15 protein-coding genes are annotated in these 16,910 nt (G+C 51.1%); 7 read left to right on the forward strand and 8 right to left on the reverse strand.

Annotated features, from left to right (window positions below):
• Positions 1-210 precede the first annotated feature (210 nt).
• Together AAGJ81_12385 and AAGJ81_12390 are read left to right on the forward strand one after the other, a co-directional pair.
• A complete protein-coding gene (locus AAGJ81_12385; protein MEM0966941.1) occupies positions 211-2,028 on the forward strand; it encodes an SLC13 family permease in 1,818 nt (605 codons plus the stop codon).
• A 47-nt stretch (positions 2,029-2,075) separates the two neighbouring features.
• Positions 2,076-3,506: a hypothetical protein gene (locus AAGJ81_12390; protein MEM0966942.1), complete on the forward strand. Its 1,431-nt coding sequence runs from the start codon at positions 2,076-2,078 to the stop codon at positions 3,504-3,506.
• 19 nt (positions 3,507-3,525) lie between these two features.
• Here AAGJ81_12390 and AAGJ81_12395 read toward each other — a convergent pair whose 3' ends face one another.
• The 8 genes from AAGJ81_12395 to AAGJ81_12430 form a co-directional block, all read right to left on the reverse strand.
• Positions 3,526-4,473, reverse strand: a complete 948-nt coding sequence (locus AAGJ81_12395; GenBank protein ID MEM0966943.1) for a ribose-phosphate pyrophosphokinase — start codon at positions 4,471-4,473, stop codon at positions 3,526-3,528.
• A 4-nt stretch (positions 4,474-4,477) separates the two neighbouring features.
• Positions 4,478-5,515 carry a UDP-3-O-(3-hydroxymyristoyl)glucosamine N-acyltransferase gene (gene lpxD, locus AAGJ81_12400; GenBank protein MEM0966944.1) on the reverse strand — a complete coding sequence of 346 codons (1,038 nt, stop codon included), beginning with the start codon at positions 5,513-5,515 and terminating at the stop codon, positions 4,478-4,480.
• Positions 5,516-5,618: 103 nt separating this feature from the next.
• Positions 5,619-6,176, reverse strand: a complete 558-nt coding sequence (locus AAGJ81_12405; GenBank protein MEM0966945.1) for an OmpH family outer membrane protein — start codon at positions 6,174-6,176, stop codon at positions 5,619-5,621.
• A 60-nt stretch (positions 6,177-6,236) separates the two neighbouring features.
• On the reverse strand, positions 6,237-8,567 hold the full coding sequence (gene bamA / locus AAGJ81_12410; GenBank protein ID MEM0966946.1) for an outer membrane protein assembly factor BamA: 2,331 nt from the start codon (positions 8,565-8,567) through the stop codon (positions 6,237-6,239).
• Positions 8,568-8,626: 59 nt separating this feature from the next.
• Positions 8,627-9,826 (reverse strand): pyridoxal phosphate-dependent aminotransferase family protein, encoded by a 1,200-nt coding sequence (locus tag AAGJ81_12415; protein MEM0966947.1) that lies wholly within the window; start codon positions 9,824-9,826, stop codon positions 8,627-8,629.
• 56 nt (positions 9,827-9,882) lie between these two features.
• Positions 9,883-10,968 (reverse strand): prephenate dehydratase, encoded by a 1,086-nt coding sequence (pheA, locus tag AAGJ81_12420; GenBank protein MEM0966948.1) that lies wholly within the window; start codon positions 10,966-10,968, stop codon positions 9,883-9,885.
• Positions 10,965-11,714, reverse strand: a complete 750-nt coding sequence (gene scpB / locus AAGJ81_12425; GenBank protein ID MEM0966949.1) for an SMC-Scp complex subunit ScpB — start codon at positions 11,712-11,714, stop codon at positions 10,965-10,967. Before scpB ends, pheA begins: the two co-directional genes overlap by 4 nt.
• Before the next feature lie 163 nt (positions 11,715-11,877).
• Positions 11,878-12,654 (reverse strand): DUF3108 domain-containing protein, encoded by a 777-nt coding sequence (locus AAGJ81_12430; protein MEM0966950.1) that lies wholly within the window; start codon positions 12,652-12,654, stop codon positions 11,878-11,880.
• 194 nt (positions 12,655-12,848) lie between these two features.
• Between AAGJ81_12430 and AAGJ81_12435 the strand changes: the two genes are divergently transcribed.
• From AAGJ81_12435 to sucC, 5 genes are all read left to right on the forward strand, one after another.
• The gene (locus tag AAGJ81_12435) at positions 12,849-13,223 is read left to right on the forward strand and encodes an NADH-quinone oxidoreductase subunit A (protein MEM0966951.1); all 375 of its coding nucleotides are present in this window, start codon (positions 12,849-12,851) and stop codon (positions 13,221-13,223) included.
• A gap of 35 nt (positions 13,224-13,258) precedes the next feature.
• Positions 13,259-14,614 (forward strand): diadenylate cyclase, encoded by a 1,356-nt coding sequence (locus AAGJ81_12440; protein ID MEM0966952.1) that lies wholly within the window; start codon positions 13,259-13,261, stop codon positions 14,612-14,614.
• A gap of 50 nt (positions 14,615-14,664) precedes the next feature.
• Positions 14,665-14,841 carry a 50S ribosomal protein L33 gene (gene rpmG, locus AAGJ81_12445; protein MEM0966953.1) on the forward strand — a complete coding sequence of 59 codons (177 nt, stop codon included), beginning with the start codon at positions 14,665-14,667 and terminating at the stop codon, positions 14,839-14,841.
• 101 nt (positions 14,842-14,942) lie between these two features.
• Entirely contained in the window at positions 14,943-15,674 is a 732-nt protein-coding gene (rph, locus tag AAGJ81_12450) for a ribonuclease PH (protein ID MEM0966954.1), read from the forward strand.
• Positions 15,675-15,690: 16 nt separating this feature from the next.
• Positions 15,691-16,905, forward strand: a complete 1,215-nt coding sequence (sucC, locus tag AAGJ81_12455; GenBank protein MEM0966955.1) for an ADP-forming succinate--CoA ligase subunit beta — start codon at positions 15,691-15,693, stop codon at positions 16,903-16,905.
• Positions 16,906-16,910 lie beyond the last annotated feature (5 nt).

A 16,910-nucleotide genomic window follows, 5' to 3' on the forward strand; every position in this document is an offset into this window, starting at 1 on the left:
AACAAACCCTCCCCATTCACCGTCCGGCTCATCACATGGTAGTAGCCCAACCCTCCCTCCACCAAACGCCTACGCCTTCGTTTCATGACGATGACTCAACGCCAAACTATCAAGCCTGTCAAATAAAATAAACCTGGTTAATTTATGTTCTCATCAAGAATATTTTGGGATGTTGCCAGTCAATCTTTTACACTCCACTCTCGGTGATTCATGACTTGGGAGATTGTTTTTGTTCTCTTACTTCTGGCTTGCGCAGTTGCGAGTTTTACTAAGGAGAAGGTTTCTGCGGACGTTACTGCGATCGTTGTATTCGTTGTTTTGGCGCTCGGAGCTGCTCTTTTCCCAGACTCTCGGTTACCGAGCATCAAGGAATTGATGGGCGTTTTTGCGAATCCGGCGCCTCTCACGATTGCGGCAATGTTTATTATCAGCGCAGGACTCGAGCGCTGCGGAGTAATCTCTTCCCTGACCGTTTTGCTGCAAAAGACGACACGGTACGGATATCGGTCCTTCCTTTTGCTATTGATTTTGCCCGTCGCTGTAATCTCAGCCTTTGTAAACAACACTCCCGTCGTTGTAATTCTGATTCCAGTCGTGATCAGTCTAAGCGCCAATCTCGGGGTTCCCGCTTCTAAGGTTCTTATTCCTCTCAGTTACGCATCGATTTTTGGGGGAACCTGCACTCTTATGGGGACCAGCACAAACATTCTTGGCTCCTCTCTGCTCTCTTCATCCGGCTACGAAGGATTCAGTATGTTTGAATTTTCCAAAGTAGCCTTCCCTCTCGCTATTCTTGGAACAATCTACCTGACGATTTTCGGAAAATTCATCCTGCCCAAGCGGGAAAGTCTCGGAGAATTAATTCCCGCAGAAGCACGCAAGGAGTACCTAGCTGAGGCGTTTGTCCGCCCAGACTCTCCCCTCGCAGGCAAGATGGTCAAAGAGATTAAGATCCTCAAACAAGACGGTATTCGACTGGTCGAACTCGTTCGGTCCGGAACGCCGATCTCTGGCGACCTCAAGGAAATTGAGCTTCGCGGTGGGGATCGTGTGGTGCTTGCCTGTAGACCATCTGGTCTTGCTGAGGCACGGGAATTCGAGGGCTTCATCTTGACCGCAGAAAAAGATGCCGATCTTGAGCCTATTTCAGCCAGACAAGCTTCGATCGTCGAGGCAATGGTTGCTCCAAACTCCCCTTTTGTAGGCAGAACTATCGCAGCCACAAATTTTCGTCAGCGGTTTCGCACGCTAATTCTAGCCGTTCACCGTGAAGGCAGAAACCTCAATGCTGACTTCCAGCGAACTATCCTTGCCCCAGGTGATACGCTTTTACTTCTCGGCCCGGACGAGGCACTAGATCTGATCCGGAATAGTGGTGATCTCGTTCTCCTTGACCAACCCGCAGTACCTGCAGACACCCGGAAAAAGATGGCGCCCACTGCCATCGGGGTTCTTGTAGGGGTCGTCTTACTCGCAACCTTCAATGTCGTTCCAATCGCAGTTTCGACTCTGGTTGGAGTCAGCGTCCTCTTTCTGACAGGCTGCCTGAAGCCGCAAGAAGGCTATGAAGCAGTCGAATGGAAGATCCTCGTTTTGATTTACGGAATGCTAGGATTGGGCTTGGCACTCCAGACTACGGGTGCGTCGATGCTATTCGCTGAGTCTGCAAACGCCGCTGTGGAAGCGTGGATTCCACACGAGTGGCAGCCCTTTGTTCTTTTGGCAGTGATCTATTTGGCGAGCAGCGTTTTCACAGAGTTTCTTTCAAACAACGCTACCGTAGTTCTTATGGTTCCGTTAGCCATCACTCTTGCCCTGAGTATGGGAGCGGATCCAAGGCCTTTTGCGATTGCCTGCTGCATTGGATCGTCTGCCAGTTTCGCTACTCCTATTGGCTACCAAACCAATACGCTCGTATATGGAGTTGGTGCTTATCGATTTACCGATTTTGTTCGGATCGGCCTTCCTTTGAATCTCATGTATGCGGTAGGAACCATTTTTCTGGTTTCCTATTTCTGGGACGTCTAGCCAATCCCCGATCCCCCACAGAAACAACCAACCCAAGCCTCAACTCCATGTGCAATAGACCCTTCCGCATCCTAGCCCTTGCTCTGAGTCCACTCTTATCTTCGAGTGCTCAAACAGGGCTTACCATCTACAATGAGAACTTTGCCGTAGTGCGTGACTCCGTCCCACTTCAGCTGAGTGAAGGTTCTCAGGAGATTTCCTATAGTGGTGTGACAAGCCAACTAGAGCCTGAGTCTGTAGTGCTCCGCGACAAGTCGGGAACTGTCGACCTCCGGATACTCGAACAGAGCTACCGGGGAGACCCAGTCAATCAGGAACGGCTCCTTCAGTTCTTTGAAGGCGAGACGATCTCGTTTCAAAATGAAACGGAATCAGGGGAACAGATCATCGAAGGAAAAATTATCCGTGCTCCAACCCGCTCATCATCAGGTTTTCTTGAGCCCATTCTCCTCGTGGATGGCTTGATCCGGCTTTCTCTTCCCGGACAGCCCTTATTTCCGGATCTCGGGGATGGTTCCATACTCAGACCTACCCTCTCGTGGAAGATCTACTCTCCCACTTCCGCCGACATTGACGCAGAACTGAGTTACCTAACCAACGGCCTTTCATGGAAGTCCGATTACAATTTGATTCTTCCTGAGAAGGGAGATGCAGTCTCCCTCACGGGCTGGGTCTCTCTGACCAATCGAAGCGGGAAAAGCTTTTCCAACAGCCAGATCAAACTCATTGCGGGTGATGTAAACAAGGTGATTGAGGTGCCGCAAGCGAGCGCAGACTTCTTTGTAGCCAAGACCCTTTCCGAGGCAGCGCCCCCATCCGTGGAAGAAAGAAAGTTTGACGAATTTCATTTGTATTCCCTCCCAGAACAAACGGACCTCCGCGATCAGGAGACCAAACAACTCGAGTTTGTTCGGGCGGACCCAATCGAGACGAAGAAGACCTACGTCTACGACGGCTCGCTGACCAGTAACTACCGAGTAAGCAGCGCAATTGAAGACCCGAATTATGGTAGAAATAGCCAACCGGACGTCGCCATTTACCGTGAGTTCAAAAATTCAGAGAACAACAATCTCGGAGTGCCTCTCCCCGCGGGAACGGTTCGTTTTTATCGCACAGACATCGATGGACAGATCGAGTTTATTGGCGAAAACACCATCGATCACACTCCGAAAAATGAACTCGTCCGTCTCTATCTAGGGAACGCCTTCGACATTGTGGGAGAGCGAAGAGTGACTGACTTTTTTCGACACACTCGGCAAGACCTGATCCGCGAGTCATTTGAAATTGAGGTGCGAAACCGGAGCGAAGAAGAGGTTACCGTCAAAGTAGTCGAAAATCTCTATCGGTGGGTGAATTGGGAGATAGTTGAGTCGAGTGTGGACTTTGAAAAGGTCGACGCGAGGTCAATCGGATTTTCCCTTATCATCCCCGCCGAAGAAACGGGCAAGGTTACTTACACGGTCGAGTACACCTGGTGAGTGCAAAACCTGAAAACCGCTAATACCCCTTCACCCGGAAAAGCGAGGTCACGCTGGAATTGCCGTGAATCCGCTTGATCGCCTCCGCCAAGAGTGAGGACACCGTAAGGATTTTGATCGGCAGGTCACCAACGTCGAGTTTCACCGTGTCAGTTGTAATCAGTCGATCGATGTATCCCTGAGCCAGACGCTCGAATCCAATTTCGTTGATCGTTCCATGACTAACTGCAGCCATCACGCTTTTCGCCCCATTCTCTTTCAGCAATTTTGCTGCAGCCGTGAGCGTTCCTGCAGTCTCTGTCATATCGTCAACGATTAGAATATCACATCCCTTGACCTCGCCAACGATGTTGAAGGCTTCGACAGTTTGTGCATTCATCCTACGCTTGGCACAGAAACCAAGTGGGCAACCCAGCAAATCTGCATAGGCAGCCGCCATCTTCATTCCTCCAACATCCGGCGAGAAAACGGTAAGACTTTCCGTTTTCAGAGTTCTCAAATAGTCATAGACCACAGGGGATGCGTAGAGGTGATCCACGGGTATGTCGAAGAACCCCTGGATCTGCTGGGCATGTAGATCCATAGTGAGAATCCTGTTAGCTCCTGCAGCAACGAGAAGGTTCGCCACCAGCTTGGAAGTGATCGGCACTCGTGGCTGATCTTTTCGGTCCTGCCGGGCATAACCGTAAAAAGGAATGACAGCTGTAATACGCCGTGCAGAAGCCCTTCTTGCCGCATCAATCATGATGAGGAGCTCCATAATATGATGGTTCGCAGGTACAGAAGTGCTTTGGACGATGAATATATCATCACCCCTGATGTTTTCGGTGAACTTTACGAAAGTCTCTCCATCAGGAAAACTCGTCACCGTGACTTCGCCCGCAGCTATTCCAATACAATCGCAGATCTTTTTGACCAACTCCGGATTTGAGCTACCGGAGAACACTTTCAATTGCGATTCTTTCATACGCTTATTCCTCTTCAAATCGTTTCTCGAAATTCTTGAACCTCGTAAAAATCTCGGGAAGCCTTCGCTGGAGAGCGGTTATTCTGTGATAGAGGTTCAGATCGAAAGCGGGTGATCCACGCACTGCGCTACCGGGCGGCAGCGATTTCGAGACGCCGCTCTGCGCTCCAATTTGCGAACCTTTTCCTAGAAGCACGTGTCCCACTACCCCACTTTGTCCTCCGATCACTACGTAGTCCTCCACCGTTGTGCTTCCGCTAATACCCACTTGAGCGACGATCAGGCAATATTTTCCAATCTGCACGTTGTGCCCGATCTGAACCAAATTATCGATTTTTGTGCCCTCTCCCACCCTAGTCTCGCTGAAACGGGCACGGTCAATTGTCGTATTGGCTCCCACCTCGACATCCCTTTCCAAAATGACACGGCCTATCTGAGGGATCTTCTGGTGAACTCCATCAACCGTTTCGTAACCAAAACCATCCGCGCCGATCACTACACCGGGGTTTAAGATAACCCGTTCTCCTATTTCGCAAAAATCGCCCACGGTCACGTGAGTGAGGATCCGACTCTCTGCTCCGATAACCACATTTGCCCCTAGACTTACGTGAGAGGCCAATAAAGCGTCGGGCCCAATTTTCGTTCCAGCCGAAACCAGACAGTAAGGACCGACCGAAGCGGACTCATGCACAACAGCGTCTCGATCAATTACAGCTGTCGGGTGAATACCCGCTGGCGACCGGGGCCAATAGCGACGCTCAAGAAGCGCACAGAGTCGACCCAGGGCGAAAGACGGGTTCTCCACCCTCACATAAACTTGGTCAGCTCCAGGATGCCCCTCGTAGTCCAAAGGCAATAGAAGAACCGAGGCTGTGCTTTGAGCTACCTCGTGAGTATACTTTGAGTTGCCTAGAAAAGATAAATCGCCCTTCCTAGCCCCACTCAGAGTGGAGATTCCAGTAATTTCTCCATCCCAACTTCCTTCAATGCTTCGGTCGCCGAGGGTCGATAGGAAATCGGTAAATGGAAGAGAGAACTTCATCCAACGTCGTTCAGCAACGACCGAAAGAGAAATAAATCTGGGCGAAAAACGTCCGAATCACCCATCAAAAGATACGTTCCTACAGTCAGCAAGACGCCAACCGTTACTCCTCAGATTCTTCCTTAAGTTCAGCGAGGACCTCATCAGAAATCTCCATCGCATCACTGAAATAAAGCACGATTTGGTTTTGGTTACTCAAGACGAGATCAAACCCTCCCGCTTCTGCGACCGTTGCCGCTGCACCACGCACATCGTCCAATACCATCGAAAGCATGTTCTGCTCGCGCTGGGCAATAGTCCTCCTCGCCTCCTGCTGGAGCCTCTGGAACTCGATTGCTTCCTGCTCAAGACTTACCTGTAACTCCCGAAGCTCGTTGCGCGCTTCCATCTGGGATTCCTCGCTACTGGTTGGGTTATTGATACGGTCGGTGACCGCTTGGATTTCCTCTCGGAGGGCGTTGATGGAGTCAACCATTGGGCGAAGCTCCGCGTCCGCTCTCTGTTGTTGGGCAGTTAGTTCGGCTCGGGCCTCGTTGAAGGTCTCGTATTGTTGAAGAACGAGGTCGAGATCGACGATAGCGACCTTTGGCGCCTCCTGCGCCCCTGTCGAAAGCAATCCGGCCAAGAGACCAGCGAAAATAAGAATGGTTTTATTGATCATTGGATGTTGTGGGTTTGAGACTGGTGGTAAAGACAAGACGGTAGAGAATAGTTTGGCGAATTAGAAGCGCGTTCCGAAGGAAAAGTTAAATTGCATGCCGTCATCGTTAGTATCATCTGACGTAATCGGAAAGCCAAAATCCAGCCTCAGGGGAGCACCGAGAATGAAAACGCGAAACCCGAAGCCCCAGTCGTCGTTATAGGCTGAAGCTCCAAAGTCCCAATCATCGGGATTGACGAATCCCCAGTCGTAGAAAAGTACGAACTCTAGCGGCTGGGCGAGCTGGAACATGTATTCCGCTGAGAAATACGCAAATGAGTTACCTCCGATCGGTTCATTGTTTTCATCTTTCGGTCCCACATCTCGAAAGCCAAAGCCCCTTAGAGTATTCGGACCACCGAGGAAGAATCGGTCGAAGAAGGGAACGTCGCTATCGCTGTAAGGGACGATTGTTCCAATTCTGCCGAAGAATGCCATCCCCTGGTTCAAGTACTCAAATGTAGGGATGAATTGAGAGGCTCGAATCTGGTTCTTCCAGTAGTCAACATCCCCTCCAAACGGTCCTCCAGCGACCTGTGTATTGAACTCGAGACGATTACCCGTGCGGGTGATCAAGAGTCGATCGCGGGTATCCCGAGTGAGGGTGCCTCCTACCTTGGATACGAGAGTATTACCCTCTTCCTCCTGAATCTGGCTTGAGGCATCTTCAGAGACGTCAAAAATATTAACCTGCTCCAAACTATAGCTTAGTCTGCCCTCCACTAACTCAAAGAGCCTCTTTCGCAGATAAACCTCAAAGCCGGTGCGCAACTCATTAAACACCGCACTATTGAAGTCAGTTTCCCTCCGAAAGATTTCAAAGCCGAGTGCCAACCGCTGTTCAAATAACCAAGGCTCCTCAAATGAAAGGACGATCTCATTGCTCCGGGAACCGATTTGAAACCGAAGACGGAACTTTTGTCCGTCCCCTTGGAAGTAGGAACGCCAATTGAAGATATCAAAATTGCCTTGGCTTATTTCTGCAAAAAAGACCGCACGTTCCAGAGAACTGAATCCAGCACCGAAGGTAAGGTTCCCGGTACGACCCTCTTGAACCACTATGCTGAGATCTTTTCTCCCGGGGATGTTGGTCGATTCGGGCCGCAACGAAACCGATTCGAAATATCGCGTATTCTCCAGGCGGAGCTGGCTGTTTCGCATGCGCTTGAGGTCAAACGTATCTCCAGGGGCCAACGCCAATTCGCGTATGATGACAATGCTCTTTGTTTTTGTATTCCCCTGGATGTTGATGGACTCGACGTCGAACTTTCCGCTTTCGGAGACCTGATAGTTCAAATCGATCGCTCCCGTCTCGAGGTTGGGCGATCGAAGTGCCCGAACAAAAGTCTCTAGGTAACCGTCCGCACCGTAAAACAGCCTAATCTCCTCGCGAGCTTCCGCCACTTTAGACGGCGAAAAGACATCACCCTGCTTCAACTCTGTTTGATCGAGAATCTCCTCATCGCTAAAAAGAGTATTCCCAGTCACCGATACTGTTCCAACCGAATACTGTTTTCCCAGATCAACACTGATAAAAATGTCTACCTTGTTCTCCTCCGGATAGGAAATACGAATTGCCGACTCCGGAATCTCCACGTCGAGGTATCCCTGATCGCGGATGTAGGCCAGAAGGCTTTGACGATCATCCACCAAAAGATCGGGGTCGAAGCGTCCCGTCCCGGTCAGCCAAGATGTGAAGAAATTCCATTCCTTGAGCTGCATCACCCGACGCAAGCTTGAAGCCGACAGATCGCCTATGCCCTCAAAATCAATATCGTTTACGCGGATCTTTTGACCTTCGATAATGCTAAAAATCACATCCAGACGGCCTGTGCTATCATCCCGAAGGATCTCATAATCCACATCCACATTGGAAAAGCCTTTCTTCAGGTAGAGAGCGAAAATAGCGTCTTCATCAGATTTCGCGGTAAACTCGTCGAAAAAGTCTCCGGACTCAGTAGCGATCTCATCCATCAACCGGGAGGTTTTGATCTTTTCGTTGCCGCGAAAAGTGATGCTTTCGATCCGATACTTCGGCTTTACCCGAAAGGTAACGACCACCTCGTCGTTCCCTACCTCATCAACGTCGGCAGCAATAAATTCAAAAAAACCTGTCTGGTAGAGAGAGCGAATCGAACGATCAACAACCACCTGTTCAAAGAGAGTATTTCTCTGAACCTGAATATTTCCTCGAATCAAAGCCTCACTCACAGAGGGAAACCCATCGTAACGAACCCTAACTTCGCGAACGGTCAGAGGGGATTCTGGCTCTTGTCCAAGAAGACTGGACCCCAACCCTGAAACAGCAAACAGAACAAATAGTAAGAGAAGTGGCGAGAGACGCTGACGCATTGGTTTCGGAGGTTGACGGACCATTAGTCTCAAATCAACCCATTCCCGAAGCCGATGTGTCAAAGATTACGGGCTGCAAAAGCAATTGCCTCACCAATTTTGTCCAAATCCTCGTCTGAGTGGCGCGCTGAAACCGCGGTTCGAACCAAATCCTTCCCGGGTGGCACTCCAGGCGCGATCGACATCACCGTAAAAACACCTTGCGAGAGCAGATCCTTCCAAAACGCATAAACACGCTCTTTCGTCCCAAGAACGATCGGCATTGCCGGGGTTTCACTTCCCCAGGTATCCAAGCCAAGGTTATCCAGCATTGCCTTGTAGCGGTGTGTATTCCTCCAGAGTCGTTCCAAGTGCTCGGGCTCCTCTTTGAGAACTCTCAACGATGCAAGAGCGCAGGCGGCCTGTGCTGGCGATATTGCTGCACTAAAGATTGTCTGTTTCGAGTGTGTGCGCAGGTAGTCTATGTTTGCTTGCGACCCCGTCACAAATCCACCCGTGCTGGACAGTGCCTTCGAAAAACTGCCTGAGATGATATCGATTTCGTCCACCCGATCAAAGTGCGCTGCTGTTCCACGTCCACCAGGACCCATCACACCAAAGCCGTGAGCATCATCCATCACAGTGAACAGGTCGCGCTCTTGAGCAACTTCAACCAGCTCCGGGAGCCGGGCCACATGGCCCTCCATCGAGTAAACACCCTCAAAAAGCAAAAGTTTCGCCCGATCCGGATCTTCGTGGTCTAAAACATCCGTCAAATCAGACGGATTGTTGTGAATAAAGCGTTCGGCCGAAGCTCCGCTTAGATTGATGCCGGACCAAAGGGACGAATGGACGTTTTTATCGACGACGATCAAATCGCCTCGCTCCGCAAACGTAGCCACCGCAGACATACAAGAGAGGTATCCAGCCGCATGGACGTGACAGGCCTCCTTACCCACGAATTCAGCCAGCTCTTCCTCCAACTCAGTGTGGTATGACCGGCTGCCATTCGCTAGACGGGCTCCCGTCGTGCTGCTTCCCCAGGTTTCAAGTGCTTTCTTTCCAGCCTCAATCACTTTGGGGTGAGAGCCCAAACCAAGGTAATCGTTACTCGAGAGCATCAAGTAGGACTTGCCATCCTTCCAGACTTGCGTGCCCTCCTGTCTATCAAAAGTAAAGTAGTAGGGCGCGTATTTCAGCCGAAGCTTGGTAACTGAATCCTCCTCGCAGCGTTTGGCGATACGGCTTCGGGTGCTCTTCTTAGTTGGAAAAATAGCCATTCTTTGTATTCGGTCCGTTGGAGTACCGATCGGTCACTGTCAAACTGACAGACCGATCAGTCAAGTGCGTCTGCAAAAGGAAAGCTGCCAAGTATCTTCACAAACGGGCAAACGTCATTCAACTCCTCCAAGACGTCGGCAACAGGCGACGACCTTTCATGACCGGAAAACTCAATAAAAAATAGGTACTCCCAAGGCTTCTTACGGCTGGGTCTCGATTCAATGTGGCTTAGATTGATTCCCTTCATAGCGAAAGGGCTAAGAGCTTTTTGCAGTGCTCCAGGTTCGTCCGGTAGCGACAAAACCAAAGCAGTTCTTACGAGCCCTTCTTCCGTTTCACGAACTGCCCCAGGCCTCCCCAAAACGAGGAACCGAGTACGATTGTTGGATGCATCCTGTATTCCCTTTTCGATGACCGGCAAACCGTATTCCGCTGCGGAAAGAGAACTGGCAATCGCGGCCGCACCCGCCTCCTTAGAAGCAATCTCGACAGCCTGAGCCGTGCTTGGCGCCTCAATCAGGTCCGCCTTGGACAGATGCCTTGATAGCCATAGCCGACATTGCCCCAAAGCCTGATCTTTCGAATAGACCTTGGTGATTGTCTCAAGTGGTTCTGCCGAGATCAGACAATGCTCAATCCGAAGACGCTTTTCACCGATAATCCGCAGGCCAGAATCAACTAAACAATCCAGAGTCGCGAAGACCGATCCCTGAATCGAGTTTTCGACTGGAACCACTCCAAAATCAACCGATTCCTTTTCAACTGCCTCGAAGATCTCAGGGATCGTGCGGAATGCGCGAAACTCGACACTCGAACCAAAACACTCCCGCGCTGCTTGGTGAGTGAACGTCGACTCAGGGCCGAGGTATCCTACCGTCAATCTCTTCTGAATGGAGATAGACGCAGAAATAATCTCCCGAAACACCCGCCGAAGAGCAGAATGAGGAAACGATCCGCAACTCTCCGCAAGAGCTCGTTGGAGCACATTGTCTTCGCGTGCAGGATCAAACACCGGGAGACCGTCGGCAGCCTTGGCCTTCCCAATCTCCGAAGCCAAATCAGCCCGCTCGTCCAGCAGTTTGACCAACTTACAGTCAATCTCGTCGATCCGTGTCCGTGGTCCTTTGAGAGAGTCACTCATACTTGGCTCCCTCCAGCGACTGAATCAGATGACCCTCCTACACTGCCATTTCGTTCACTCGGTTCGTCTTCCACTCCCGGAAGGCCCATGTCACCCGTGTCTGGAATCCTCTTCTCCTCGTCATCCGTCAGCCAAGAAGCTAATCGAGCCGGCGAAAGAACATCCGAAGAAGGTAAACTATCGACGGAAGGTATCCCACAAAACTCTAGAAACTTTTCCGTCGTTCCAAATACAGTGGGTCTTCCCGGTAAATCCGCCCTTCCCTTTCCCTCGACCAGGTCATGGTCAGTCAACCGAGACAGAGCACTATCTGCGGAGACTCCACGGATCCTCTCAATATCTGAGCGAGTGATCGGCTGACGATACGCAATGATGGACAATGTCTCCATGGCAGCCCTGCTGAGGCGGGCGGGCCTAGCCTCTTTCCTTAAGAGACGAACCGCATCTCCAAAAGCCGGACGAACGACCATGCGAAAACCGTCAGCAGTCTCCGCCAGATCGTATACTGTCTCCCTTAACCGCCAGTCCTCCCGTAGGTCTTGCAAAATTTTCCTTAGTTTTGCTGTTCCCGGAGGTGGAGGAAGTGTCGAATCCTCCTCAAACGAATCACTCTCAGAAGACCCTGATGCATCCGCCAGAGATTGCTCATGCGCTTCCGCGAGCACGCGATGGAGTTCCCCGATCGAAAGCGGTTCTGAAGTCGAAAACAATAGCGCCTCGACCGTCTTTTTGAGTTCAGTTGGCATGAAAGCGATTGGTGATAGCGACCAAAAGGTCTGCCGACAATAACTTTTCCCTACTGAGGGACAGCCCTGCGTAAATTGTCTAAGGTCTACGGAAACGGCTCGGCTCGCTGAGAAAGCGAACCAAACTTTTCATACAAATCAATTGCACCAGCTTCCGGATTTTCTAGTCCAATTCCTCAGGGTCTAGAATCTCAACTTTGTTGAGCTTCGCCCAGAAACTACCGACCGTTACTTCGCCCTGCACCTGAATGGGGTAGACTGGCTGGTCTGTGGAAAACCATAAATTGACTTCGGAATCGGCACTCTTTTCAAAGACGCCACCGATCTCTCCTGTCTCCGGCCGGATCTTGTAGGTATTGAAACGCCCTGCATCCACTTTGATTCTTTCCTCTTCGTTGATGGGGAGGGAAATCACAACCGCCTTCTTTCCATCCGTTACTCCAAAGGAATAGACCCCTCCCTCTTCCAGTGGAAGGCTCCTGAAGCGGTAAACTGCGCCAACCGGGTCGAGGACAGGGCCTTCTGGCAGGGCAATCGGCTCCCTTGCCTCCCCGTAGTTGGAATAGGTCGCCTCCCTATTCTCCCAATCGAAAGTCACCTCAATCTCACGCCTTGTCTTTCCCTCTCTTTTGGACTCTTTATAAAAGAGGGTGCGACTGAGATCTTCCGACACCCAGGTATCAATTCGGGTTCTTACTTTAAAGAATCTGTCAGCAAAGCGATTGGTCCGAACGTGGAAGGAAAAGTGCCAAGCAGATTCACCCTCGTATTCAACAAGATCGTGCACCTGAAGCGTCGCGTAACCCACATGAAAAAAGCTCCAGCGTAGGTCGAAACGGAGAGCCTCTCCCGGACTAAAATCCGGCGCTACTACCTCCTCATCGGCCCGAATATGGTTCACTAAGAGTAGTAGGGCAGTGAGGCCCACGGCGATTTTCATAATCACTACTATTTCTGAATCACGAGATGAAGCAACATTTTGGAGTAGTCGGTTTTGAAGGACCGCCCGATCGGCAGTGGCAATCTGACTGAACCTCACAAACCAAAGATCATGAACTCCGCGAAGAGAATCCCTAGACTACCAAGAGACCGTTTACACTTGTTCCCAGGTAAAAAGCAGGTATTCACTTTACCATGGCAATTTCCGACTTCCTTCCCGTGCTGATTCAGATCTGCCTGGCGATCCTCATCGGCGGGCTGATCATCGTTGCAAGCATGGTAATCGGCCAAAAAGGGCGGAAGAATAAGATCAAGGACACCCCATACGAGTGCGGTGTTCCTCCGGCCGGAAAGTCGCGGACGCGATTTGCAGTTAAATTCTACGTCACCGCTATGCTCTTCATTCTTTTCGATGTCGAGGTAGTCTTCCTCATCCCGTGGGTCCTTACCTACCGGGAATTCTTAGCGGCTGGTATCCCAATTGTCGCTCCGATGGCAGTTTTCTTTGGTATTTTCATCATTGGTCTCATCTACGAATTCAAGAAAGGCGCGATTGAGTGGGAGAAGTAGTCTCCTGAGAGAAGCGGAAGCTGTAGAATCGAGTTATGCAAATCGAGCGCTTCATCACTGCCTCCCGCATCATCGAGATCGAGAGCTCTGATCTCTCAGGTGCACTGAGCGAACTACTTGACGTTTGCGAAATCGGAGAACTCGAAACTTATGGAAAGAGGAAGCTCCTGAAGGAACTTCTGGATCGGGAGCATACGATCACTACAAACCTCGGGAATGGAGTAGCCCTTCCCCATGTCAGAGTCCCGATGAAGCGCCGTTATATCATGGCGATGGGACGGTGCCCACAGGGCCTTACTCACGAAGGGTCTGACGACTATAAAGACGTGAAGCTCGTGCTGCTTCTCCTCGCCTCCGAGAACGCGCGTAACTACCTCAATGCGTTGGCAGCAATCGCAGGAATTTTCCAAGACAAGACCGTAGTTGAGCGCCTGATGGAGCAGGCAGCACTCCTTGACTTCAAGACCGAGGTCAAGCGCACGCTCAGCGGAGATCCCCAAAAGCCACGCAGCAAGCCTACTCGAATCAATCGCCTTGTTCTCAAGGAGTCCGAAAAGATTGCTACCAGTGCCCGATGCAAATCTGTGTTGATTTTCGGCGATACTTTTGCAGGAGGTGTCGAGCTCTCCCAGAGCTTCAAGAATCTAAGGACGGTTCTTGTCACTCAGGCAGGTTCAGAAACCGTAGAGGAAACCAACGCCGTTAGCGATTATCTTCCCATCCGATCGTTTTCAAATCATCGGATGTCTCAGCTGCGTTCAGCCATTCTCATTGGTCTGACCAGGGGAATCTTCCAACCTGATGAGCTCATTTGTTGCGTAGGCGGACTACCTCAAAGCAACCGTTTTGACACCATCCTTGTCGTCGATGTGGCTCGTGAGTTCAGAACCCTGTTTTCTGAACGGTCCCACACCTTACCTCCCTCACTTCGACCAGAAGTGATGGAGCGGGTTCTGGCTATCGCAATGGAGTTAGGTCTGGAGGGCCGAGAAGGAAAGAAAGTGGGCTGCCTTTTTGTTCTCGGCGACACCAACAAGGTCCTCGAGTTCTCGAAGCCCCTCGTTCTCAATCCATTCTACGGATACCGCGAAGAGGATCGGAACGTTCTGAATCCGTTCATGGACGAAACTGTCAAAGAGTTTTCTTCGATCGATGGAGCCTTTATCATACGGGGGAACGGTGTAATCGAGGCGGCAGGCACTCTCCTTCGCACTTCCGACTCGCCAGACCTCCCTGGAGGACTGGGTGCGCGCCATGCCGCCGCCGCTGCGGTCACAAAAAGCACTCGAAGCCTCGCGATTGCTGTTTCTGAGAGCACTGGCCAGGTGACGCTTTTCTCCAACGGAGATATGATCTCTCTCCTAGGGTATCCGGTTGGCGGTAATTTTTGATTGCAGCCCGAGGGTAAGAACCCTTTTCTCGAAGGTTTCTCACTTCCACCATGCCACGCGATACCATCATTCTCGAATGCACTGAAGCCCGCGCAGAAAACCAGCGCCCTTCCCGCTACATGTCGACCCGCAACAAGAAGCTCCAGACTGAGCGGGTCGAGAAAAAGAAATACAACCGCTACCTCAAGCGGCATACGCTACATCGCGAGCTTAAGAGTGCTAAATAGGGTCAGTCGGTATCGCCGAGAGCTAGACGGAATCCGGTGGGCAACAGGCTCGTCTCATTCTGGCTTACCACTAGCGGTTCCGTATTTACCTACGCGCAGGGATGACTGATCTCCCTAGGCCGGACGGCCGGCAGAACAACGAGCTCCGCACCGTCACTTTTGAACCGGGGATTGCGCCCAATGCCACCGGTTCGGTTCTGACTGCTTTTGGAAATACCCGAGTGATTTGTTCGGCAACCTTTGAGAAAAAGGTTCCCAGATGGATGCAGACTCAGAAAGTAGAAGGCGGCTGGGCCTCCGCGGAGTATTCGATGCTTCCCTACTCCACCCATGAGAGAAAGCAACGAGATATCTCCCGTGGGAAGCAGGACGGTAGAGGAATCGAGATCCAGCGCCTTATCGGTAGATCTTTGCGGGCAGTTCTGGATCTGAAAAAGATTCCCGGTCATACCTTATGGGTCGATTGCGACGTTCTTCAAGCCGACGGCGGCACCCGGACCGCCTCTATTTCCGGTGCCTATGTAGCGGCTCAAATGGCCGTTCAACGCTTGATCAGGGATGGTGTCCTGGCGGAAAACCCCTTCCGGGACTCGATTGCAGCTGTGAGCGTTGGCGTGTTTTACGATACTTCAGTGCTGGATCTTAACTACGCAGAAGACGTAGCGGCTTCGGTTGACTTCAATGTTGTCATGACGGGAGGCGGTGAATTTGTCGAACTTCAGGGAACTGGCGAAGAAGCCACATTTAGTGAGACCCAGCTTGCAGAGTTGATTGGTCTCGCAAAGAAGGGAATCGGAGAGTTGACCGAACTCCAGAAAGCAGCCCTTCTCTAACTTTCTACAGGCACCAATGAACATTCACGAGTATCAAGCAAAACGTCTCTTTTCAGAATACCGAATCCCCGTTCCCAGAGGATACGCCGCACAAAACACCCGTGAATGCGACGCAGCTATAGCCCACTTCTCGAACGGCGAAAAAATCGTCGTAAAAGCTCAGATTCATGCGGGAGGCAGAGGAAAAGGTCACTTTACCGACGGCTTCCAGGGAGGAGTCAAAATTGCAAAAAGTCACGACGAGGCCAGGGAATTTGCAGGGCACATGCTGGGCAACACTTTGATTACAAAACAGACCGGCCCATCAGGGAGGAAAGTTCAGACTGTCTATTTTTCCGAAGCCTCAGAAATCGAGAAAGAGTACTACCTCGCGATTCTTCTCGATAGAAAGACCGCACAGACTGTAATCATCGCGTCCACAGAGGGTGGCATGGATATCGAAGAGGTGGCCGAGAAATCACCCGAAAAGATTATCCGAGTTTTTGTCCCGCCGACTCTTGGATTGCGACATCACCAAGCCCGGAGAATCGCTTTTTCCCTCGGCTTCGAAGGAGCACTTGTGAAGGAAATGGCACGTTTACTCGCGCAGCTCTACTCCCTTTATTGGGAGAAGAACGCGATGATGGTCGAGATCAACCCCCTCGTTGTGACGAAAGGAGGGAGTCTGGAAGCTTTGGATGCAAAGGTATCTTTTGATGAAAACGCGATCTTCCAGCACCCGGACATACAGCAGTTGCGGGATCTCAATGAAGAGGATCCTAAAGAAATTGAAGCATCCCAGTTCAACCTGAGCTACATCGCGCTGGACGGTAACATTGCCTGCATGGTCAACGGAGCAGGTTTGGCCATGGCAACGATGGACATCATCAAATATTTTGGTGGAGATCCTGCCAACTTCCTCGACGTGGGCGGAGGAGCATCCGAAGAACAGGTGACCAACGCTTTCCGCATAATTAACAGCGATCCAAATGTGGAAGGAATACTTGTAAATATTTTTGGAGGCATCATGCAGTGCGACGTAATTGCCCGCGGAATAATAGCCGCAGCCAAAAACATCGAGTTGAAGGTCCCTCTCGTTGTAAGGCTTGAGGGAACGAATGTTGAACAGGGCAAAAAGTTGCTCTCTGAGAGCGGAATGGCACTCCATGCAGCGGACTCGCTCTCTGCCGCAGCTGAGAAGATTGTCCAACTTGTCGCAAATGGCGACGAGAGTTTTTCCCCGGAAATTTAAGTCCC

This window comes from Verrucomicrobiota bacterium, from assembly GCA_038744685.1.
Classification (GTDB): Bacteria; Verrucomicrobiota; Verrucomicrobiia; order Opitutales; family Puniceicoccaceae; genus Puniceicoccus.